Origin of the sequence: Salipiger marinus (assembly GCF_035481585.1) — a bacterium.
GTDB classification, from domain to species: Bacteria; Pseudomonadota; Alphaproteobacteria; order Rhodobacterales; family Rhodobacteraceae; genus Salipiger; species Salipiger marinus.
This window is the reverse complement of the sequence record NZ_JAYKSL010000001.1, coordinates 293987-315002: the sequence shown is the minus strand read 5'-3', so window position 1 is coordinate 315002 and position 21016 is coordinate 293987. Positions and strand designations below refer to the sequence as shown.

Annotated in this window: 24 protein-coding genes and 1 pseudogene; 18 read left to right on the top strand and 7 right to left on the bottom strand. The window is 67.2% G+C overall.

Annotated features, from left to right (window positions below; translation table 11 throughout):
• Positions 1-9: 9 nt before the first annotated feature.
• A complete protein-coding gene (locus VK682_RS01635; protein ID WP_324781337.1) occupies positions 10-678 on the top strand; it encodes an arylesterase in 669 nt (222 codons plus the stop codon).
• A 6-nt stretch (positions 679-684) separates the two neighbouring features.
• On the opposite strand, the gene VK682_RS01630 is transcribed toward VK682_RS01635, so the two are convergent.
• Both VK682_RS01630 and VK682_RS01625 read right to left on the bottom strand, forming a co-directional pair.
• Positions 685-906, bottom strand: coding sequence for a hypothetical protein (locus VK682_RS01630; protein WP_131821775.1), 222 nt, complete (start codon positions 904-906; stop codon positions 685-687).
• 170 nt (positions 907-1076) lie between these two features.
• Positions 1077-1637 (bottom strand): L,D-transpeptidase, encoded by a 561-nt coding sequence (locus VK682_RS01625; RefSeq protein ID WP_230794773.1) that lies wholly within the window; start codon positions 1635-1637, stop codon positions 1077-1079.
• 140 nt (positions 1638-1777) lie between these two features.
• On the opposite strand from VK682_RS01625, the gene trxC reads away from it, so the two are divergent.
• Positions 1778-2212, top strand: coding sequence for a thioredoxin TrxC (trxC, locus tag VK682_RS01620; RefSeq protein WP_131821774.1), 435 nt, complete (start codon positions 1778-1780; stop codon positions 2210-2212).
• 12 nt (positions 2213-2224) lie between these two features.
• Here trxC and VK682_RS01615 read toward each other — a convergent pair whose 3' ends face one another.
• Genes VK682_RS01615 through VK682_RS01605 form a run of 3 tightly spaced genes read right to left on the bottom strand, consistent with a single transcriptional unit; the run spans position 2225 to position 3700 of the window.
• Positions 2225-2824: a MotE family protein gene (locus VK682_RS01615; RefSeq protein WP_230794772.1), complete on the bottom strand. Its 600-nt coding sequence runs from the start codon at positions 2822-2824 to the stop codon at positions 2225-2227.
• Entirely contained in the window at positions 2824-3174 is a 351-nt protein-coding gene (locus tag VK682_RS01610; protein WP_230794771.1) for a hypothetical protein, read from the bottom strand. Before VK682_RS01610 ends, VK682_RS01615 begins: the two co-directional genes overlap by 1 nt.
• A gap of 10 nt (positions 3175-3184) precedes the next feature.
• Positions 3185-3700: a flagellar basal body-associated FliL family protein gene (locus tag VK682_RS01605; protein ID WP_230794770.1), complete on the bottom strand. Its 516-nt coding sequence runs from the start codon at positions 3698-3700 to the stop codon at positions 3185-3187.
• A 75-nt stretch (positions 3701-3775) separates the two neighbouring features.
• On the opposite strand from VK682_RS01605, the gene fliF reads away from it, so the two are divergent.
• From fliF to fliP, 4 genes are read left to right on the top strand one after another with little or no spacing between them, the layout of a single operon-like run.
• Entirely contained in the window at positions 3776-5428 is a 1653-nt protein-coding gene (gene fliF / locus VK682_RS01600) for a flagellar basal-body MS-ring/collar protein FliF (protein ID WP_380714703.1), read from the top strand.
• The gene (locus VK682_RS01595; RefSeq protein WP_230794769.1) at positions 5425-6030 is read left to right on the top strand and encodes a FliH/SctL family protein; all 606 of its coding nucleotides are present in this window, start codon (positions 5425-5427) and stop codon (positions 6028-6030) included. Before fliF ends, VK682_RS01595 begins: the two co-directional genes overlap by 4 nt.
• Complete coding sequence (locus tag VK682_RS01590) at positions 6023-6304, top strand: FliM/FliN family flagellar motor switch protein (RefSeq protein WP_089842686.1); 282 nt, start codon at positions 6023-6025, stop codon at positions 6302-6304. The genes VK682_RS01595 and VK682_RS01590 overlap by 8 nt, the downstream gene beginning before the upstream one ends.
• Before the next feature lie 2 nt (positions 6305-6306).
• On the top strand, positions 6307-7038 hold the full coding sequence (gene fliP, locus VK682_RS01585) for a flagellar type III secretion system pore protein FliP (protein ID WP_230794768.1): 732 nt from the start codon (positions 6307-6309) through the stop codon (positions 7036-7038).
• A gap of 50 nt (positions 7039-7088) precedes the next feature.
• Here the strand turns inward: fliP and trhO are convergent, their stop codons facing one another.
• Positions 7089-8018 (bottom strand): oxygen-dependent tRNA uridine(34) hydroxylase TrhO, encoded by a 930-nt coding sequence (trhO, locus tag VK682_RS01580; protein WP_230794767.1) that lies wholly within the window; start codon positions 8016-8018, stop codon positions 7089-7091.
• A gap of 124 nt (positions 8019-8142) precedes the next feature.
• Here trhO and pncA point away from each other — a divergent pair, with 124 nt between their 5' ends.
• From pncA to VK682_RS01550, 6 genes and pseudogenes are all read left to right on the top strand, one after another.
• Complete coding sequence (gene pncA / locus VK682_RS01575; protein ID WP_230794766.1) at positions 8143-8739, top strand: bifunctional nicotinamidase/pyrazinamidase; 597 nt, start codon at positions 8143-8145, stop codon at positions 8737-8739.
• Positions 8740-8837: 98 nt separating this feature from the next.
• The gene (pncB, locus tag VK682_RS01570; protein WP_230794765.1) at positions 8838-10127 is read left to right on the top strand and encodes a nicotinate phosphoribosyltransferase; all 1290 of its coding nucleotides are present in this window, start codon (positions 8838-8840) and stop codon (positions 10125-10127) included.
• Between the two features lie 126 nt (positions 10128-10253).
• Positions 10254-11339, top strand: coding sequence for a histidinol-phosphate transaminase (gene hisC, locus VK682_RS01565; protein ID WP_230794764.1), 1086 nt, complete (start codon positions 10254-10256; stop codon positions 11337-11339).
• Entirely contained in the window at positions 11336-12247 is a 912-nt protein-coding gene (locus tag VK682_RS01560) for a prephenate/arogenate dehydrogenase family protein (RefSeq protein ID WP_230794763.1), read from the top strand. The genes hisC and VK682_RS01560 overlap by 4 nt, the downstream gene beginning before the upstream one ends.
• Complete coding sequence (locus VK682_RS01555) at positions 12244-13062, top strand: extensin-like domain-containing protein (RefSeq protein ID WP_230794762.1); 819 nt, start codon at positions 12244-12246, stop codon at positions 13060-13062. Before VK682_RS01560 ends, VK682_RS01555 begins: the two co-directional genes overlap by 4 nt.
• Before the next feature lie 121 nt (positions 13063-13183).
• Positions 13184-14211: pseudogene (locus VK682_RS01550) on the top strand (cytochrome-c peroxidase).
• A gap of 195 nt (positions 14212-14406) precedes the next feature.
• On the opposite strand, the gene VK682_RS01545 reads toward VK682_RS01550, so the two are convergent.
• Positions 14407-14967: a TlpA family protein disulfide reductase gene (locus VK682_RS01545; RefSeq protein ID WP_230794760.1), complete on the bottom strand. Its 561-nt coding sequence runs from the start codon at positions 14965-14967 to the stop codon at positions 14407-14409.
• A gap of 22 nt (positions 14968-14989) precedes the next feature.
• Between VK682_RS01545 and argH the strand changes: the two genes are divergently transcribed.
• From argH to VK682_RS01515, 6 genes are all read left to right on the top strand, one after another.
• On the top strand, positions 14990-16381 hold the full coding sequence (gene argH, locus VK682_RS01540) for an argininosuccinate lyase (RefSeq protein WP_230794759.1): 1392 nt from the start codon (positions 14990-14992) through the stop codon (positions 16379-16381).
• Positions 16381-16563 (top strand): hypothetical protein, encoded by a 183-nt coding sequence (locus VK682_RS01535; RefSeq protein WP_230794758.1) that lies wholly within the window; start codon positions 16381-16383, stop codon positions 16561-16563. Before argH ends, VK682_RS01535 begins: the two co-directional genes overlap by 1 nt.
• An 11-nt stretch (positions 16564-16574) precedes the next feature.
• Positions 16575-16724 (top strand): argininosuccinate lyase, encoded by a 150-nt coding sequence (locus VK682_RS01530; protein WP_089842642.1) that lies wholly within the window; start codon positions 16575-16577, stop codon positions 16722-16724.
• Complete coding sequence (locus VK682_RS01525; protein WP_230794756.1) at positions 16721-17032, top strand: DUF2834 domain-containing protein; 312 nt, start codon at positions 16721-16723, stop codon at positions 17030-17032. The genes VK682_RS01530 and VK682_RS01525 overlap by 4 nt, the downstream gene beginning before the upstream one ends.
• 90 nt (positions 17033-17122) lie before the next feature.
• Positions 17123-18388 carry a diaminopimelate decarboxylase gene (gene lysA / locus VK682_RS01520; protein ID WP_230794755.1) on the top strand — a complete coding sequence of 422 codons (1266 nt, stop codon included), beginning with the start codon at positions 17123-17125 and terminating at the stop codon, positions 18386-18388.
• Between the two features lie 37 nt (positions 18389-18425).
• Positions 18426-20999 carry a TIGR02302 family protein gene (locus tag VK682_RS01515; protein WP_324781336.1) on the top strand — a complete coding sequence of 858 codons (2574 nt, stop codon included), beginning with the start codon at positions 18426-18428 and terminating at the stop codon, positions 20997-20999.
• Positions 21000-21016: the final 17 nt, after the last annotated feature.

The window sequence follows — 21016 nt, the reverse complement described above, 5'->3', positions numbered from 1 at the left end:
ATCCGGGTCATGAGGGGTTTGGTGACATATGGGGCCTTTGCGCGCCTCAGCAAGACAGCGCTGGTGCTGCTGGGCCTCACGGTTCCGGCACAGGCGGAAGGCGTGGATATTCTGGCGCTTGGCGACAGTCTGACCCAAGGTTACGGGCTGGCCGAACAGGAGGGCTTCGTGCCGCAGATGCGCGCCTGGCTGGAGGCGCGCGGTCATGAGGTGCGGCTGGTCAATGGTGGCGTGTCGGGGGATACCACGGCGGGCGGGTTGTCGCGCGTCGCATGGTCGCTGTCGCCCGAGATCGATGCGATGATCGTGGCGCTGGGGGGCAATGACCTGCTGCGCGGCATCCCGCCCGAAACCTCGCGCGCCAATCTGGAGGGCATCCTGCAGGAGGCGGAGACGCGCGGCCTGCCAGTGCTGCTGGTGGGCATGACGGCGCCGGGCAATTATGGCACCGAGTTCAAGCAGAGCTTCGATGCCATCTATCCGGATCTGGCGCAGGCGCATGACACGCTGCTGTTCGAGGATTTTTTCGAAGGGCTGCGGGTGGAGGGCGCGATGCCCGCCGACATGTCCGCGGTGATGCAGCCCGACAACATCCACCCCAATGCCGAGGGCGTGGTCCGGATCGTCGAGGCTATGGGCCCGGCGGTGGAGGCGCTGATCGCGCAGGCGCAGGAGTAAGGACAGTCAGTGATGCGCGGCAAGCGGCAGGCCATCCTCCCGCCGCTTGCGCAGCAGGCAGCCCAGAAGCGGCAGCGCGCCCAGAACAAGGCTGGAGGCCAGATAGAAGCCGACGGCATTGAGCAGGGGCATTCCCAGAAACAGCCACGACACCACCGCCGCAAAAAAGCCCAGCGTGCTGCCGACGAGAAATGTCAAAGTGCCCATCGCGTGCCCTGCCTGTGCCATGTCTGACTGTGCACCTTTACCGCTAGAGTCCCATTCTGGCCTGATTGTGGCGCCGTTCTGGTATGATTTCGGCCAGTTAACGAAGCGTTAAAATGCGGGGACGATCCGGCAAAAGGGCTGTGCTCCGGGGCGCGACGGGCGGTTCACCGCCCATCTCTGCCCCGCAAGGATCACAGCACGGTCACCGGAGTGCCCACGGGCACCCGTTCATACAGGTCGATCACATGGTCGTTGAGCATGCGGATGCAGCCGTTCGACACGGAGCGGCCAATCGATTCGGGCGCCGTGGTGCCGTGGATGCGGTAGAACGTGTCGCGCCCGTTCTGGAACAGATACAGCGCGCGGGCCCCCAGCGGGTTGCCGGGACCGCCGGGCTGGACATAGTCATTGTCCTTGAACCGGCCATAGGTGTCTGGCTCGCGCTCGATCATCTCCATGGTGGGGCGCCATGTGGGCCATTCCTTTTTCACCTGGATGATCGCATCACCGGTGAATTCCAGCCCGGCCTTGCCGACGCCGACGCCATAGCGCAGCGCCTCGCCGGGGCCGGTCACGTAATACAGGAAATGGGCCCGCGGCAGGATCAGAATCTGGCCGGGCTGAAGGTCGCTGCGCATGCGCACCTGCTGCGGACGATAGCGCTTCTCCACCTCGAAAGCATGGGCGGGAGCGGCGGCAGCAAGCGCCGCCCCGGCGGTGGCCGTGGCAACAAATCGGCGTCGGGTGATCATGGTCTGGCTCGTTTCGTCTTTTAAAGCTGTGTCATTGTCGGTCTGCCTGTCGCGAAAGCAATGGGGCAATTGCCCAAGGTGTTGTCGCGATGGCGTTAGGGTCACATATATGTCCGGAAAGATATGTCTGGAGAGGCATCATGGTCAAACTTGTGTGTCTGGACTGCGGTCAGACCAATCGGCTGCCCGAAACCCGGCTTGCATCCGGGCCAAAATGCGGCGTCTGCGGCGCCGCGCTGCTGGAGGGCAAGGCCCGGGACATCGACCCGGTCACGCTGCAGAAGGCCATCCGCACCGACGATCTGCCGCTGGTGGTGGATTTCTGGGCGCCGTGGTGCGGCCCCTGCCGGATGATGGCGCCGGAGTTTTCCAAGGCTGCGGCGGGGCTGCGCGGGCGGGCGCGGCTGGTGAAGCTGAACACCGAAGACCACCCGCAGGTCTCTGCGGGGTTCGGCATCCGGGGCATTCCCACGATGATCGCCTTTGCCGGGGGCAAGGAGGCGGCGCGGCAGGCGGGCGCGCTGCCCGCCGCCCAGATCGAGGCCTTTGCTGCGCGGGTTTCGCCCGCCGGGTGACCCAGGCCGCGCTTACTCTCTGGGCGCATCGGCGTTGCGCCCGGCGAGGATGACGCTGATGGTATAGGCTTTCTGGGGGGTCAGCCCGGCAAGGATGGCTGAGGCGGCGTCCGGGCGCATCCGTCCCAGAAAGCCTGCGGCAAAGTCGGGATCCATTTCCTCGAAGAGCGCGGCGGCCTGCTTTGGCTTCATCGCCGCATAGACCTGCGTCAGCTGCGCCACGTCATCATCCGCAGCGGTCTGCGCCATGGTCAGCGTGGCGCGCAGCCGCTCCTCCGCCGTCTGCAGGGCGGCCATCTTGCGGTCGATCTCGGTCTCCGCGACGGAAAGCGCCTGCAGCCTTGTGCGCAGGTCAGCCTCCCGCTGCGCCAGCCGGTCTTCGCGCGTCTGCAGCGCTTCCAGCACCGGGGTCAGCCCCTCGTCATTCACGCAGTCACCGACCGTCTGGCCGGAAGCGGCGGTGGTGGTCTCCGTGCCGGGTGCCATCTCTTCCAGCGCCTCCGCCGTGCCGGCGCCGAGCCGCACAAGTGCAGAGGCGACCATCAGCCCGCCGATCACCGCCAGCACGCCCCGGGTGCGGCCCCGGCTTTTCCCCGGCACCCGCCAGCGCATCAGGCCGCCCCGCGCGGATGGCGGAAGAACACCGGATCGGCCACGGGCGGAGGCGCCGGATCCGCGGCGGGCAGATCATGCATGGCGGCGAGCATGAGCTCCAGCCTTCGGGCCACGTCTTCGGCGCGCTGCGTGGCTTCGGCCAGTGCCGCCGATTTGGTGCCTGCGGCAGCCTGCGCGGCGGCCAGCGTCCGGGTCAGGTCATCCACCTGTGCCGACAGAACGGCGACGGCGCCGCCCACGCCCTGCTCCAGATCGGTGAAGCGTGTCAGGCGGCGCGACAGCACGAAACAGTAGAATCCGGCGCCCAGAGCGCCTGCGGCAAGCAGGATATCGGCGATAAGATCCATTCCAACCTCTTCAGTTCAGGACAAATTCGGTCACCAGCAGGTCGCGCACGCGATCCTCCCCGGTCACCAGCTGGATGCGCCGCAGCATCTGCGAGCGCAGCTGGATCAGCGCGCCCTGCGCTTCGACATCCTGCGGTTCCAGCGCGCGCAGATAGGTGTTGAGCACGTCCAGAATGCGCGGCTGCAGCAGCGTCACCTCCGGCAGATGTGCCTGATCCACCTCTAGACTGGCCCGGAAGCGCAGATGCTGCATCGCGGAACCGGGACCGAGCGAGGCGATCAGTTGCGGCAGTTCGAGGAAGGCCACCGTGGCGGCGGGGCCATGTCCTTCCACCGCGTGCTCGGCCTCCTCCGGATGCGCGGAGTCGCTGCCGCCCCCGATGGGCAGCAGCCCGGACCATGCGGCATAGAACCCGCCGCCGCCGCCCAGAATCGCCAGCACAAGCCCGGCGATCAGGGGCAGTTTCGACGGTTTTTTCTTTGGTGGCTCATCGGCGCCCGCGGCGTCGGCTGTGGCGTCAGTCATTGCCAAACCTCGTTCTCAGATGGGGCCGTTATACCCGGCAGGGACTAACCGATTGTTAAGTCTGATGGTCCAAAGATGAGGTCACCGCACGGAACACCGGAACGGAGAACGACCTTGCTGCAACTCGCGACAGTCTGGAACACGTTGGGCGCGCGCCGCCGGATGGTGGTGCTGGGGGCCACGATCGTCACGATTCTGGCCGTGCTCGGCATGGCGCGCCTCGCCTCCGCGCCGGAGATGACGCTGCTTTACGCGGGTCTTGAAAACGACGCGGCTGGGGATGTGGTGGCGGCGCTGGAACAGCGCGGCGTTCCTTATGAGGTGCGCGGCGGGGCGATTCTGGTGCCTATGGCGCAGCGCGACGCCCTGCGCATGACGCTGGCAAGCGAGGGACTGCCGCCCAACAGCGTGCAGGGCTATGAGCTGCTGGACGGGCTGTCGGGCTTCGGCACCACCTCCCAGATGTTCGACGCGGCCTATTGGCGCGCGAAGGAGGGCGAGCTTGCGCGGACCATCGTCGCGAGCCCAGACATTGCCAGCGCGCGGGTGCATATCGCCAATTCGACCGCCAACCCCTTCCAGCGCGACGTGACGCCTTCGGCCTCGGTCTCGGTCACAACCACTGGGCAGGGGCTGTCCCCGGTGCAGGCGCGCGCGCTCCGGCATCTGGTCGCCTCCGCCGTGCCGGGGCTTCTGGCCGAGCATGTGGCGGTGATTGACGGGCGGTCCGGGCTGGTGGGGGCCGAGGACGACCCCGGCATCGGGCTGTCGGCGGAGGACCGGGCGGCGGCGCTGCGGGACCGGGTGCAGCGTCTGGTGGAGGCGCGCGTGGGGCTTGGCAACGCCGTGGTCGAGGTCAGCGTCGACACGGTCACCGAAAGCGAATCGATCCGGGAACGCCGCTTCGATCCGGAGGGGCGCGTCGTGATCTCGACCGATACCGAGGAACAGAGCAGCACCGCGCAGGATTCGGGCGGGGGCGGGGTCAGTGTTGCCTCGAATCTGCCGGATGGCGAGGCGGGGGGCGAGCAGAGCTCCAACAGCAACAGTGCCGAAACCCGCGAGCGCGTGAATTACGAGATTTCGGAAACCATGCGGGAGGTGACGCGGCTGCCCGGCGCGATCAAGCGGCTGAGCGTCGCGGTGCTGGTCAACGGCACCTATACCGAAGGGGCGGACGGCGTGCCGCAGTTCGTGCCGATGCCGGAAGAGCAGATTACCGCGCTGCGCGACCTCGTGGCCTCTGCCGTGGGATTCGAGGAAGCGCGGGGCGACGAGATCACGCTGCGCTCGCTGCCCTTCGAGCGGCCTGAAGGTCTGGGCACCGGCCCGGTGGAGCAGGACTGGCTGGCGCTGTCGCTGGATCCCATGTCGCTGATCCAGATGGCCATTCTCGCGGTGGTGGCGCTGATTCTCGGCCTCTTCGTGGTTCGGCCTATCCTTGCCGCTCCGGCGGGACCGGCCCTTGCCGCACAGGGACAGGCGCTGGCCCTGCCCGGCGCCAGCGGAGGATCGGCGCTGACCGGCGAAATCGACCCGGATGACGGCTTCATGCCGATGAACTCGCTTGGCGGCGGCGGCGACTTTGGCGGGATGGGCATGATCGATTTTGACGCGCCCACGGTCGAAGACCCGGTGGACCGCCTGCGCAGCCTGATCGAACAGCGCAAATCTGAAACGGTGGAAATCCTGCGCAGCTGGCTTGACGAGACGGAGGAGGCGAAATGACCCGGATCCGCGCCTTTCTCGAAGATTTTGGCGCCCCGCGCCGGGATCAGGAGCCGGTTTTGGCCAAGGCCAGCGTGGCGGAACTGGAAACCACCAAGCTGGAGGCCTTCGAGACGGGGTATCGCGCGGGCTGGGATGACGCGATCAAGGCCCAGACCGAGGATCAGAGCCGGATCTCCAGCGATTTTGCGCAAAATCTTCAGGATCTGTCCTTCACCTATCACGAAGCCTACCGGCAGGTGATGAACGGCATGTCGCCGCTTCTGGAAGAGATTGTCAGTGCCCTGATGCCGAAGGTGCTGGCGGAATCTCTGGGGCTGCACGTGATCGAGCATCTGCAGCGCATGGCCGCCGAGATCGGCACGCTGGACGTGGTCATTTCCGTCGCCCCCGGCAGCGCCGCCAGCGTCATGCCGCTGCTCGATCGGGATTTCGGCTTTCCGCTGCAGATTCAGGAGGATCCATCTCTCGCGGAAGGTCAGGCCGACATCCGCTTCGCGGAGATCGAGCGGCAGGTGGATCTTAGCGGGCTGGCACAGGACATCGCGCAGGCAGTTCATGGATTTGCGCAGGAAAACCGGAGGAAGATCGCTCATGGATGATATCAGGGACGGCGCCGGGACGGCCACGCCTTTCACCTCTGTCCCGATCGAGATCACCGTCTCGGTCGGCCGAGCCCGCCCGCTGGTGCGGGATCTGCTGAAGCTGGGCGAAGGCTCGGTGCTGACGCTGGACAAGCGTCTGGAAGATCCGGTGGAGCTTTATGTGGGTGACCGGCTGATCGGAATCGGTGCGCTGGAAGTGGTGGAGGGCGGTGAAAATGGCCAGCTTGCGGTGCGGTTGACCGAAGTGGTCGATTTGAAAAGCCCGGCCTGACGATGGCGCGTCTGCCGGGGCTGGTTCTTGGGGCGCTTCTGCTGGTTCTGCCGCAATTGGCAGGAGCGCAGCAGATTTCGGTTGATCTGGGGCAGGGGGGATCCGTCACGGCCACCAGCCTGCAGCTGATCGCGCTGATCACCTTGCTGAGCCTCGCGCCGGGCATCGCCATCATGGTGACCTGTTTTCCGTTTCTCGTCACGGTGCTGGCGATCCTGCGGCAGGCGATCGGGCTGCAGCAATCGCCTCCGAACATGCTGATCGTCAGCCTCGCGCTGTTTCTGACCTATTTCATCATGGAGCCGACCTTTACTGCCGCATGGGCGGAGGGCATCCAGCCCCTGCTTGAAGAGCGGATCGACCTGGCGGAGGCGGCAGAGCGCGCGCTGGTGCCGTTCCGCGGCTTCATGGCGAGCCGTGCCGATCCGGAGACCTTTGCCGCGATGGCGGATCTGCGCCCGGACACGCGCGGCAGCGGGTTGGCGCCCGAGGCACCGCTGTCCGTGCTGATCCCCAGCTTCATGCTTTCCGAAATCTCGCGGGCTTTTCAGGTGGGATTTCTGATCTTTCTGCCGTTTCTCATCATCGATCTGGTGGTCGCGGCGGTGCTCATGTCCATGGGCATGATGATGGTGCCGCCCGCCATCGTCTCCCTGCCGTTCAAGCTGGCCTTCTTCGTGCTGGCTGATGGCTGGGCGCTGGTGTCGGGCGCGCTGGTCCGGAGCTATTTCTGATGGGGGTTGGGGCGCAGTCGCGGCAGATCAGGGTGCCGCCCGGGCAGGGCTCAGGCCGGGCCGTATTCGTCCGGCAGATCGGCGTGAAGATGGCGGTCGCCGCGCGCGCGGGCCAGCGCGATCTGTTTCTGGCGCTCGCGGAAGCGGCCCTTGTCCTCGTCCGTGGTCTCGTCGCGGCATTGGTGGCAGGACACGCCTTCCTCGAATTCCGGGCGCGCGCGGTCTTCGGGCAGGATCGGACGGCGGCAGGCATGACACAGCTCATGCGGACCCTCGCGCAGCCCATGTTCCACCGACACCCGCCCGTCGAAGACGAAACAGGCGCCCTGCCACGCGCTTTCGGCCTCCGGAACCTCCTCCAGATATTTCAGGATGCCGCCCTTGAGGTGATACACTTCCTCAACCCCCTGACCCAGCAGCCAGTTGGTGGATTTTTCGCAGCGGATGCCGCCGGTGCAGAACATCGCGATGCGCTTGTTGTGGAACCGCGCCTTGTTCTGCTCCCACCATGCGGGAAACTCGCGGAAGCTGCGGGTGGCGGGATCGACGGCACCTTCGAAGCTGCCGATCGCCACTTCGTAATCGTTGCGCGTGTCGATCACTACCACGTCCGGGGCGCGGATCAGATCGTTCCACGCGGCGGGTTCCACATAATGCCCCACCTTGGCCCGGGGATCGACGCCGGGCTGGCCCATGGTGACGATCTCGCGCTTGAGCCGAACCTTCATCCGCGCAAAGGGGCGCGTGCTGGCGGTGGACAGCTTGCACTCCAGATCGGCGCAGCCCGGCAGCGCCCGCAGATGGCCGAGCACCCGGTCGATGCCAGCGGCAGGCCCGGCGATGGTGCCATTAAGACCCTCGCCCGCCAGCAGCAGCGTGCCGGTGATGGCCTCGGCGCGGCACAGATCCAGAAGCGGCCCGCGCAGCGCGCCGGGCTCGTCGAAGCGGGTGAAGTGATAGAGCGCGCAGACCGTAAACATGGGGCCGAAATAGCGCGTCCGGCGCGCCCCCGCAATCGGCTGAACCGCCGCAGGGCAGGTGCTGCCCGACCCATTGACGCAGGCGCCGCAGCTGCCTACGCCTTGGGGCAAAGGAGGCCGCGCCATGTCCCATGCCCTGCTCGTGATCGATGTGCAGCTGGATTTCTGTCCCGGCGGCGCGCTGGCCGTGCCGGAGGGGGATGCGGTGGTGGCGCCCGTCAACGCGCTGATGGCGGGGGCGGGCACCGTGGTGCTGACGCAGGACTGGCACCCGGCGGGACATTCCTCCTTTGCGTCCAGCCACCCGGGGCAGCCCGCCTTTGCGCAGGTCACCATGCCCTATGGTCTGCAGGTGCTGTGGCCCGACCATTGCGTGACCGGCAGCCCGGGCGCGGAGTTTCACCCGGGGCTGGACACCTCCCGCGCCGATCTGGTGATCCGCAAGGGCAGCAACCCCGCCATCGACAGCTATTCGGCGTTTTTCGAGAACGATCATGTCACGCCGACCGGGCTCGACGGCTATCTGCGCAGCCGGGGCGTCACCCGGCTGACCATGGCGGGGCTGGCGCTGGATTTCTGCGTGGCGTTTTCGGCGCTGGATGCGGCACGGCTGGGCTTTGCCGTGACGGTCCGGCAGGAGGCCTGCCGCGCCATCGATCTGGACGGCTCTCTGGCGCGGATGCGCGACCAGATGCGCGCCGCCGGGGTCACGCTGGCCTGATCCGGACCGAAGCCCCGGGAGAGGCGCAGAAAAACCGCTTGGACGCGCCGGACCGGATCGCCTATCACGGGGACGTGCACCCCGGAGGAGAGGCCGTCTTGGACATCGCGACCCGTGTCTGGAACCACAAGTGGAAGATCGATCCGATTGTCCGGTCCCTGATCGACACCGATTTTTACAAACTGCTCATGTGTCAGTCGGTCTATCACAACCGCCGTGACACCAAGGTGACGTTCAGCCTGATCAACCGGTCCAAGGACGTGCCGCTGGCGGAACTGATCGACGAGGGGGAGCTGCGCGAACAGCTGGATCACATCCGGTCGCTGTCGCTGACCCGGGGCGAATCCACATGGCTGCGCGGCAACACCTTTTACGGCAAGCGCCAGATGTTCCGCCCCGATTTCATGGAATGGTTCGAGGCGCTGCGCCTGCCGCCCTATTTTCTGGAGCGGGTGGGCGACCAGTATGAGCTGACCTTCGAAGGGTCATGGCCCGAGGTCATGCTGTGGGAAATTCCCGCGCTGGCGGTGCTGATGGAACTGCGCGGCCGGGCCGTGCTGAAACATATGGGCCGGTTCGAACTGCAGGTGCTTTACGCCCGCGCCGCCACCAAGCTCTGGGAAAAGATCGAACGTCTGCGCGACCTGCCGGATCTGCGCATCGCGGATTTCGGCACAAGGCGGCGGCACAGCTTCCTGTGGCAGGACTGGTGCGTGCAGGCGATGGTCGAGGGGCTGGGGCCGCGGTTCACCGGCACCTCCAACTGTCTGATCGCCAAGAACCGCGATCTGGAAGCGATCGGCACCAACGCCCATGAACTGCCCATGGTCTATGCCGCGCTGGCCGAGGATGACGCGGCGCTGGCCCGCGCGCCTTATGACGTGCTGGCCGACTGGCAGCGCGAACACGAGGGCAACCTGCGCATCATCCTGCCCGACACCTATGGCACCGAAGGGTTCCTGCGCCATGCCCCCGACTGGCTGGCGGGCTGGACCGGCATCCGCATCGACAGCGGCGCACCGGAACAGGGCGCCGAAACCGCGATCCGCTGGTGGCAGGAGCGGGGCGAGGATCCGCGCGACAAGCTGGTGATCTTTTCCGACGGGCTGGATGTGGAAAAGATGACCTCGCTTTACCGCACCTTCTCCGGTCGCGTGCGGGTATCGTTTGGCTGGGGCACGCTGCTGACCAATGATTTCCGCGGGCTGGCCCCGGACGACCGGCTCGCGCCGTTCAGTCTGGTCTGCAAGGCGATCAGCGCCAATGGTCACCCCACGGTCAAGCTGTCCGACAACCCGATGAAGGCAATGGGGCCCGAGGACCAGATCGTGCGCTACAAGCGGGTGTTCGGCGTGGGCGAGCAGCAGCGGATCGACATTCTGGTCTGACCCGCGCTGCCGCCGCGCATCCCACGGGCAGACCTGCAATTTCGCGAAAGGCCGCGCCGCGCCAAGGCTGGCAAGTGGCGGCGGGGCGCGGTAGAACGTGGCGGCATTCAATCTGGGGAACGTCACATGGCTGGCATCGCACCGCAACCGGGCATCATGGATATCGAGCTCTACGTGGGCGGGAAATCCCATCTGCCCGGGATGGCCAACGTCATCAAGCTCAGCTCCAACGAAAACCCCTTCGGCCCGTCGCAGGCGGCGCAGGAGGCGGTGCGGCGCGTGGTGCATGAAATGCACCGTTACCCCTCTTCGGATCACGCCGAACTGCGGCAGGCCATTGGCGAGACGTGGGGGCTGGATCCGGAGCGGATCATCTGCGGCGCGGGCTCGGACGAGGTCATCGCCTTTCTCTGTCAGGCCTATGCCGGGCCGGGGGACGAGGTGATCCACACCGAACACGGCTTTGCCATGCACCGGATTTCCGCGCTGGCGGCGGGCGCCACCCCCGTGGAGGTGGCCGAACAGGACCGGGTTGTCAGCGTCGACAACATCCTTGCCGCCTGCACCGCCCGCACCAGGCTGGTCTTCGTCGCCAACCCCGCCAACCCCACCGGCACCATGATCGGTCTGGCAGAGCTGGAGCGGCTGGCCGAGTCGCTGCCGCCGCAGGCGCTGCTGGTGATCGACAGCGCCTATGCCGAATATGTCGAAGGCTATGATGGCGGCGCAAAGCTTGCCACGCAGCGCGACAACGTGGTGATGACCCGCACCTTTTCAAAGCTTTACGGGCTGGGCGGCATGCGTGTGGGCTGGGGTTACGGCCCGCAGGCCATCATCGACGTGCTGCAGCGCGTGCGCGGGCCGTTCAACATTTCGGGCATGGCGCTGACCGCCGCCGAGGCGGCGATCCGCGACACCGCCTATGTGGAAAAATGCCGCGCCGAAAACGCCCGGATGCGTGCATGGCTGGGCGAGGCACTGGCCGAACATGGCGTGTCATCGGATGCCTCGACCGCCAATTTCATCCTTGCGCGCTTTGCCAGTCAGGCCGAGGCCGAGGCCTGCGACATCTATCTGCAGGGGCAGGGGGTGCTGGTGCGCCGCACCACCGGCTACAAGCTGCCGCATGCGCTGCGCATCACCGTGGGCGACGAGGCGTCGTGCCGCCGGGTCGCGCATCTGATCGGGCTGTTCAAGGCAGGCGCCCGATGAGCTATCCGCGCGTCGCATTGCTGGGTCTGGGGCTGATCGCCTCGTCGATGTTCTGGGCGATGAAACGCGCCGGCATGGACAGCCATGTGACCGGTTATGCCCGGTCGCAGGCGACCCGCGACACGGCGCGGCGGCTGGGGCTCTGCCACGAGGTCTGCGACAGCGTGGCAGAGGCGGTGCGCGATGCCGATCTGGTGGTGCTGGCGGTGCCGGTGGGCGCGATGGGCGAGCTGGCCGAGGCGATGGCGCCGCATCTGAAGCCGGGCTGCACCGTCACCGATGTGGGCTCGGTCAAGCAGGCGGTGATCGACGCGGTGCGCCCGCATCTGCCCGAGGGCGTGGAGTTCGTGCCCGCGCATCCCATGGCGGGCACCGAGCATTCCGGCCCCGATGCGGGCTTTGCCTCGCTTTACGACAACCGCTGGTGCCTGATCGTGCCGGACGGCGCGTCGGAACAGGCCACCGCGCGGCTGGAGACCTATTGGCAGGCGCTGGGCGCCAATACCGAGCGCATGGAGGTGGAGCATCACGATCTGGTCTGCGCCGTGGTCAGCCATATCCCGCATCTCATCGCCTATACGATGGTCGGCGTGGCCGATGACCTGCGTCGCGTGTCGGATCAGGAGGTCATCAAGTTTTCCGCCGCGGGGTTCCGGGATTTCACCCGCATCGCCGCCTCGGATCCGACCATGTGGCGCGACGTGTTCCTGACCAACAAGCCCGCCACGCTGGAAATTCTGGGCCGCTTCACCGAAGAGCTGTTTGCCCTGCAGCGCGCGATCCGCACCGGCGACGGGCAGCTTCTGTTCGATTATTTCACCCGCACGCGGGAGATCCGGCGCGGCATCCTGCAGGCGGGGCAGGATACGGATGCCCCGGATTTTGGCCGCGCGGCGGTGCGGAAGTGACGGCGCGGCTGGCAGGCCTGTGCTGCGCGCTGCTGGTCTGGGCGGCGCCCGCGCTTGACGCGCCGGAGCGGTCGCTGCATCCGGTGGCCCGGCCCGACGCCACGCCCGAGACGATCCGGCGCGAGCTGAAGGAGGCGGGCATCCCCGGCTTCAACCCGCAGGATGTGATGCCGCTTGTGGTGCGCAGCTTTGCCGCCCGCTCGCCGCAGGCGGTGGGCCGGTCGCCGCGCCCCGCCGCGCGCCCCGGTGCGGTGGTGCAGCGCGCCATGGCCCGCCAGCGCGAGCAGGTGCGGGGCTCGGTCTGCGGCGATCCCGACCTGCAGGGCGAGGAGGTGGGCTTTGTCCCCGGCAAGCTGCCCGGCTGCGGCATGGGCGAGGCGGTGCGGCTGCGCTCGGTCTCTGGCGTGGCGCTCAGCCAGCAGGCGCTGATCGACTGCCCGACCGCCAAGGCGCTGAAACGCTGGACCGAAGGCGCAGTGATGCCCGCCGTGGGCAGCATCGGCGGCGGGGTCGCAGGGCTGCACGTGGCGGCGCATTACGTCTGCCGGTCGCGCAACAACGTGCCCGGAGCGGCGGTCAGCGAACATGGCCGGGGCAAGGCGATCGACATTTCCGCCATCCGCCTGCGCGACGGGTCCGACATCAGCGTGCTGCGCGACTGGGGTCGCGGGTCAAAGGGCCGGGCGCTGGCGCGGATGCACAAATCTGCCTGCGGCACTTTCGGAACGGTGCTGGGGCCGGGGTCGGACGGCTATCACGAAGACCATCTGCATCTGGACACCGCCCGCCACGGCAACGGCGCCTACTGCCGCTGAGCCGGGCCGACTTGCGCCAGATCAAGGCGGGTAAAGCCCGATCTTATAACGATTCCAATCGGAAACGCGCCCGCATCCCGAACGGAGTCCTTTCATGTTCTTGCAAGCCAAGATCCCCCTTATGGCCCTGTCCCTGATCCTTTCCGCGCAGGTGGCCCCTGCGCAGGAGGATCTGCGCGCGCTGGCGCTGGACATCTTCTCGCCGCTGCCTTCCACCCTGCCTGCGGTGGCCAACAACCCCCTGACGCCGGACAAGATCGCCTTGGGCAAGGCGCTGTTCTTTGATCCGCGCATCTCTGCCTCGGGGGTGTTTTCCTGCAATTCCTGCCACAACCTTGCCACGGGCGGCGATGACAACCTTGAAACCTCCATCGGCCATGGCTGGCAGAAGGGGCCGCGCAACGCGCCCACCGTGCTGAACGCGGTGTTCAACGGGGCGCAGTTCTGGGATGGCCGCGCGCCGGATCTGGCGGCGCAGGCCAAGGGCCCGGTGCAGGCCGGGGTGGAAATGGCCAACACGCCTGAAAACGTGGTCGCCACGCTCAAGTCGATGCCGCAGTATCAGGACTGGTTCCGCGCCTCCTTTCCCAAGGAGACCGACCCGGTCACCTTTGACAACTTCGCCCGCGCCATCGAAGCCTATGAGGCGACGCTGCTGACGCCCTCGCCCCCGATGCTTGGCTGAACGGCGATGACGCGGCGCTGAGTGACCAGCAGGTGGCGGGGCTGCAGCTGTTCATCGATTCCGGCTGTGCAGCCTGTCACAGCGGCATCAACCTTGGCGGGCAGGAGTACTACCCGTTCGGCCTGATCGAAAAGCCGGGGGCAGAGGTGCTGCCCGAAGGCGACAAGGGCCGCTTTGCCGTGACCGAAACCGTGGATGACGAATATGTCTTCCGTGCCGCCCCCCTGCGCAACATCGCGGTGACGGCGCCCTATTTCCATTCGGGCAAGGTCTGGGATCTGAAGGTCGCGGTGGAGATCATGGCCAGTTCGCAGCTTGGGACGGATCTGACTGTCGAAGAAGCCGAGGGAATCGTGGCCTTCCTTGGCAGCCTGACCGGCACCCTGCCAGAGGTGGTCTATCCGGTGCTGCCCGCAGAAACTGCGGCAACACCGCGTCCCTCCGGCGAAATATCTGTGGAGTGACGAGAAATCTTTGCAACCTTTGGTCCGGATGCGGCGTTCGTTAACGTCTGATTAACGAATACATGCGCATATACGGTTCAAAGGTTCGGTGACGAGTTCAAATCCGCAGTAGGGTACGAGTGTAAGGCCGGAAAGCGCGTGCGGTCGCGCTTTCCGGCCTTGGTTTTTCTGGCGCCATCTTCGCCAGTGCCCCGGTCAGCTTTCGGGGCCCATCAGTGCTGACAGCACCGCGCGCGCATTGTCGGAGGCCCAGTCGACATCCCCGGTCAGCCGCGCCACCTCCTGCCCCTCGGGGTTCAGGATCACGGTGACCGGCAGGCCCAGCACCGCCATTTCGCGCGCAAGCCCGGATTTCGGGTCACGGTGCAGCGGCAGGTTGTCGACGCCGATTTCCTCAAAAAACTCTTCCATCGCGGGGGGCGGATTGCGCCCGGTGGCGATGGTCACCACCTCGAAGCTGTCGCCGCCCATATCGGTCTGCAGGGCGGACAGATGCGGCATCTCCTCGCGGCAGGGGGCGCACCATGTGGCCCAGAAATTGACCAGCACCCATTTGCCCTGCCAGTCGGACAGGGACAGCGGCGCGCCGTCAAAATCGGTGAAGCCGGTCTGCCCCGCCGGTTTCGGCGCGGGGTGGAAGACCAGTTTCTTCATCTCGCCTTCGCGCAGCGCGCTGGCGGCCGCACTGTCGGCCAGAGCCGGATTTGCAAGCGCAACAGCGGCAGTATAAAGGATCGCCAAGGCTAGGTGTTTCATCTTCCCTCCGGAAAGGCAGGACATGTCGGACAAGACCTCGAACCAGATGTGGGGTGGCCGCTTCGCCGCCGGACCCGATGCGATCATGGAGGCGATCAACGCTTCCATCGGGTTCGACAAGCGACTTGCGGCGCAGGATATCGCCGGATCGAGGGCCCATGCCGCCATGCTGGCCGCCACGGGCATCGTGGACAGTAACGACGTGGAGGCGATCCGGGAAGGTCTGCTCACGGTCTTGTCAGAGATCGACGAAGGCCGCTTCGTCTTTTCCACCGCGCTGGAAGACATCCACATGAACGTGGAGGCGCGGCTGAAGGATCTGATCGGCGCCCCGGCGGGCCGCCTGCACACGGCCCGCAGCCGCAACGATCAGGTGGCCACCGATTTCCGGCTGTGGGTGCGCGACCAGTGCGACGCGGCGGAACAGGGGCTGCTGGCGCTGATGCGCGCGCTTGTGGCGCAGGCCGAGGCGGGCGCCGACTGGGTCATGCCCGGTTTCACCCATCTGCAGACCGCGCAGCCGGTGACATGGGGCCATCACATGCTGGCTTATGTGGAAATGTTCGCCCGCGACCTGTCCCGCATCCGCGACGCCCGTGCCCGCATGAACGAAAGCCCGCTTGGCGCCGCAGCCCTTGCCGGCACCGGCTTTCCCATCGACCGCCACATGACCGCCGAGGCGCTGGGATTCGACCGGCCCATGGCCAACAGTCTGGATGCGGTGTCCGACCGGGATTTTGCGCTGGAATTCCTGTCCTGCGCCTCGATCTGCGCGATGCACCTGTCGCGCTTTGCCGAAGAGCTGGTGATCTGGTCCTCGGCGCAGTTTCGGTTCGTGACGCTCAGCGACCGGTTCTCCACGGGCTCGTCGATCATGCCGCAGAAAAAGAACCCCGACGCGGCGGAACTGATCCGCGCCAAGGTGGGCCGCATCTTCGGGGCCAATGTCGCGCTGATGATGGTGATGAAGGGGCTGCCGCTGGCCTATTCCAAGGACATGCAGGAAGACAAGGAACAGGTGTTCGACGCCGCCGACAACCTGATGCTGGCGCTGGCCGCGATGGAGGGCATGGTGCGCGACATGGCCGCCAATGTTCCCAGTCTGGAACGCGCCGCCGCCTCGGGCTTTTCCACCGCCACCGATCTGGCCGACTGGCTGGTGCGCGACACCGGCCTGCCGTTTCGCGATGCCCACCATGTCACCGGCGCGCTGGTCGCGATGGCGGAGAAAAAGGGCTGCGATCTGCCCGACCTCACGCTGGACGAGATGAAATCCGTTCACGAGCCCATCACCGAGGCTGTTTTTGGCGTGCTGGGTGTGCATAATTCCGTGGCAAGCCGCACAAGCTTTGGCGGCACCGCCCCCGCCCGCGTGCGCGAGCAGGTGGCCCGCTGGAAGGATACGCTGGGATAATGCGCCATACCGGATCCGCGCTGGTCTGTCTGGCCCTGCTGACCGCCTGCGGTCCGGCGGAGGACGAGCCCCGGATCCGGCCCAGCGTCAACACCAATGTCGTGCTGACCCCGGACGGGATCCGCACATCGACCGGCGTGTCGGTCCGCAGCGGGCCGGTCAGCCTTGGGGTGCATCTGTGAAGGAAACCGCCATGCGTCTGTGTCTTGCTCTGGGGCTTCTGGCCCTGACCGCCGCCTGCGGCGCCGATGGCGCCCCGGAACGGCCCGAGCCGCAGCCCCGGTCGGGCCCCGGCGTGTCGGTCAGCATCAGCGGCTCCGCCGAAATGGGCATCAGCGGGTGATCCGCCTGCGCCACCTCTGGCTGGCGCTTGCGGTCTGGGGGGCGGTGCATCCGCTCTGGCATCTGGGGCGCTTCCTGAGCGGGGGCGGCCAGCTTGCCGATCTGCCCGGCCTCTGGACCGCCAATGCCGCCGTCACCGCGCTCAGCTGGGATCTGATGATCGCGGCCAGCGTGCTCAGCCTCTGGTGCCTGTCGGAAGTGGCGGTGCGGCGCAACTGGTCGGCGCTGCTGGCGCTGCCCGCCACATGGCTGGTGGGCGTCAGTTTCGGCCTGCCGCTTTATCTCTGGCTGCGCAGCCGCCCGGTCTGAGGACAGCTTCCCAAGCGGCAGCTTTTCCAGTATCCCCCGCGCCGGGCCGGGTCACGGCCAGACCGACAGACGGACGGACACGGGGGCACCATGGACCATTTTCTGTATCGCAACGGGCAGCTCCATGCCGAGGATGTGCCGGTGGCCGAAATTGCCGCCGCCGTGGGCACCCCTGTCTACATCTATTCCACCGCGACACTGTTGCGCCATTTCCGGCTGTTCGACGAGGCGCTGGACTGGGGCCCGCATCTGGTCTGCTACGCGATGAAGGCGGCGTCCAATCAGGCGATCCTGACCACGCTGGCGCAGGCGGGCGCGGGCATGGATGTGGTGTCAGGCGGCGAATATGCCCGCGCCCGCGCCGCAGGCGTGCCCGGCGACCGCATCGTGTTTTCCGGCGTGGGCAAGACCCGGGCCGAGATCCGCACCGCGCTGGAAGGCGGCATCCGCCAGTTCAACATCGAAAGCGAACCCGAGATGGAGGCGGTGTCCGACATCGCCGCCGCCATGGGGATTTCGGCCCCCGTGACCATCCGCGTCAATCCCGATGTCGACGCCAAGACCCATGCCAAGATCGCCACCGGCAAGTCGGAGAACAAGTTCGGCATTCCCATCGCCCGCGCGCGCGAGGTCTATGCCCGCGCCGCCGCCCTGCCGGGCCTGCGGGTGGTCGGGATTGACGTGCATATCGGCTCGCAGCTGACGCAGCTTGAGCCGTTCCGGCAGGCCTATCGCAAGGTGGCCGACCTGACCCGTGCGCTGCGCGAAGACGGGCATGACATCCTTCGGCTGGATCTGGGCGGGGGTCTGGGCATTCCCTATACCCGCAGCAACGAAGCGCCGCCGCTGCCCACCGATTACGGCCAGATGATCCGCGAGGAACTGGGCGATCTGGGCTGCGAGATCGAGATCGAGCCGGGCCGCCTGATCGTCGGCAATGCCGGGATCCTCGTGTCGCAGGTGATCTATCACAAGCAGGGCGAGGGGCGGGATTTCCTGATCCTCGACGCCGCGATGAACGATCTGATCCGGCCCGCCATGTATGACGCCCATCACGACATCGTTCCGGTGGTGGAGCCTGACACGGGGGTGGAACAGGCGCTGTTCGACATCGTGGGACCGGTCTGCGAAACCGGCGACACCTTTGCCCGCGCCCGCCCCATGCCCCCCGTCGGGCCCGGCGATCTGGTGGCCTTCCGCTCTGCCGGGGCCTATGGCGCGGTGATGGCGTCGGAATACAACACCCGCGCGCTGGTGCCCGAGGTGCTGGTGAACGGCGATCAATTCGCTGTCATTCGCCAGAGACCGAGCTTTGACGAGATCATAAAGCGCGATAGCATCCCTGCGTGGCTGTAAGGACCTCCCTGCGGCTGCCCGACCGCAGGAGATCTGTATGGCCTCACGGGAGAACGCGCCCGACGACATCCTGAAGCCGGTGAAATGGCCGCTCCGCCTGACCCTCTGGGGGATGGTGGCGGAACGGATCACGCGTGCCTTCTGGCCGCTGTGGTCGGTGATCCTTGTCACGCTGGCGGCGCTGATGCTGGGGCTGCAGGATCTTGTGGCCGTCGAATGGGTCTGGGGCGCGGGTCTTCTGGCCGTGCTCGGCGGGCTCTGGGGGCTGTGGCGCGGTGTCACCCGCCTGCGCTGGCCGCGCCGGCCCGAGGCGATGGTGCGGCTGGATGCCTCGCTGCGCGGCAATCCCATTCAGGCCGCGCTGGACAGCCCCGCCATCGGCGCGGGCGATCCGGGCAGCCGCGCGCTCTGGGCCGCGCATCAGGCGCGGATGCGCGCCCGCATGGCCGAAGCCCGCGCGGTGGAGCCTGACCTGCGCGTGTCCCGCGCCGATCCCTTTGCCCTGCGCTATGTGGCGCTGCTGGCCTTTCTGGTGGCGCTGGTGTTCGGCTCCTTCCTGCGCGTGTCCTCGGTCACGGCGATGGGGCCTGCGGGGGCGGATCTGGCCTCCGGCCCCGCATGGGAGGGCTGGATGGAGCCGCCCGGCTATACGCGCCTGCCGTCGGTTTACCTGAACGACGTGACCGCCGCCGCGCTGGAGGTGCCCGCAGGCGCCCGCATCACCCTGCGGCTTTATGGCGAGGTGGGGGCGCTGTCGGTCAGCGAATCCATCTCCGGCACGGCGCCGGTCGCCACCGAGTCCGATCCCACCGCCACCGCGCAGGCCTTCGACGTCGCCCGCTCCGGTCGGCTGGAGATCGAAGGTCCGGGCGGGCGGGGCTGGGATCTGGACGTGACGCCGGATGCCGCCCCCAGCGTCACCCGCAGCGGCGAGATCGAGGCCAGTTACGAAGGCGACGCGCAGATCCCCTTTGACGCGCGCGACGATTACGGCGTGGCCGCAGGCCGCGCCACGCTGGTGCTGGCGCTGGACGAGGTCGACCGCCGCTACGGGCTGGCGACCGAGCCTGATCCGCGCGACGCCATCGAGGTGCCGCTGCCCATGCCGATCGCTGGCGATCGCGCCCAGTTCACCGAAACGCTGATCGAGAATTTCTCCGAACATCCCTGGGCCAACCTGCCGGTGCGGCTGGAGATGGAAGTGACCGACGAGGCCGGGCAGACCGGCCTCTCGGCGCCCGAGGTCATCACCCTGCCGGGGCGGCGGTTCTTCGACCCGATGGCCGCCGCGATGATCGACCAGCGCCGCGCGCTGCTCTGGTCCCGCGCCAATGCCCGCGACGTGGCGCAGGTGCTGCGCGCCGTGGCGCACCGGCCCGATGACGTGTTCCGCTCTGCCGTGCCCTATCTGCGGCTGCGCACCATCCTGCGGCGGCTTGAAGGCTTTGCTGCCGAGGGCCTGACCGCCGACCAGCAGACCGAGTTGGCCGCCGCGCTATGGGATCTGGCGCTGCTGCTGGAAGAGGGCGATCTGGCCGATGCCATGGAACGCCTGCAGCGCGCGCAGGACCGCCTGTCCGAGGCGATGCGCAATGGCGCCTCCGAACAGGAGATCGCCGAGCTGATGCAGGAACTGCGCGAGGCGACGGATGATTACATGCGCCAGCTGTCGCGGCAGGCCCAGCAGGACGGCGAGCAGGGGGACCAGATGGCGCAGGACCAGAACATGGTCGAGATGAGCCAGAACGACCTGCAGCGCATGATGGACCGCATTCAGGAACTGATTGAACAGGGCCGCATGGCCGAGGCGCAGGAAGCGCTGGAGCAGCTGCGCCAGATGATGGAGAACATGCAGGTCACCCAAGGTCAGGGCGGCGGTCAGACTCCGGGCGAACAGGCCATGGAAGGTCTGGGAGAGACGCTGCGCGACCAGCAGGGCCTGTCCGACGAGGCCTTCCGCCAGCTGCAGGAGCAGTTCAACCCCGGCCAGCAGGGTCAGGGCGAGCAGGGTCAGCAAGGCCAGCAGGGCGAGGGCGGACAGGGCCAGCAGCAGGGTCAGGGGCAGGGCGCCCCGGATCAGGGCCAGCAGGGTGAAGGACAGGGCGGCGGCTCGCTGCGCGACCAGCTGGCCGACCGCCAGCAGGGGCTGCGCGACGAGCTGAACCGCCAGAGCCGGAACCTGCCCGGTGCCGGGACCGAAGGCGGCGAGGCCGCGCGCGAGGCGCTGCGCCGCGCCGAAGAGGCGATGGACGGCGCCGAACAGGCGCTGCGCGAGGATGATTTGGCCGGGGCGCTGGATGACCAGAGCCGCGCCATGGAGGCGCTGCGCGAAGGCATGCGCAATCTGGGCGAGGCGCTGGCCCAGCAGCAACAGCAGGGTCAGGGCCAGCAGGGCGCGGCGCAGGGCACCGAGCCCGGGCAGCAGCGCGATCCGCTCGGCCGCAATTCCGGCAGCAACGGCCAGCTCGGCACCGACGAGAACATGGTGCAGGACGAGGATGTCTATCGCCGGGCCCGCGAATTGCTGGATGAAATCCGCCGCCGGTCGGGAGAGGGCGAGCGCCCGCAGGAGGAGCTGGACTATCTCGAACGCCTGCTCGAGCGGTTCTGATCCAGCGGGGCGCGGCC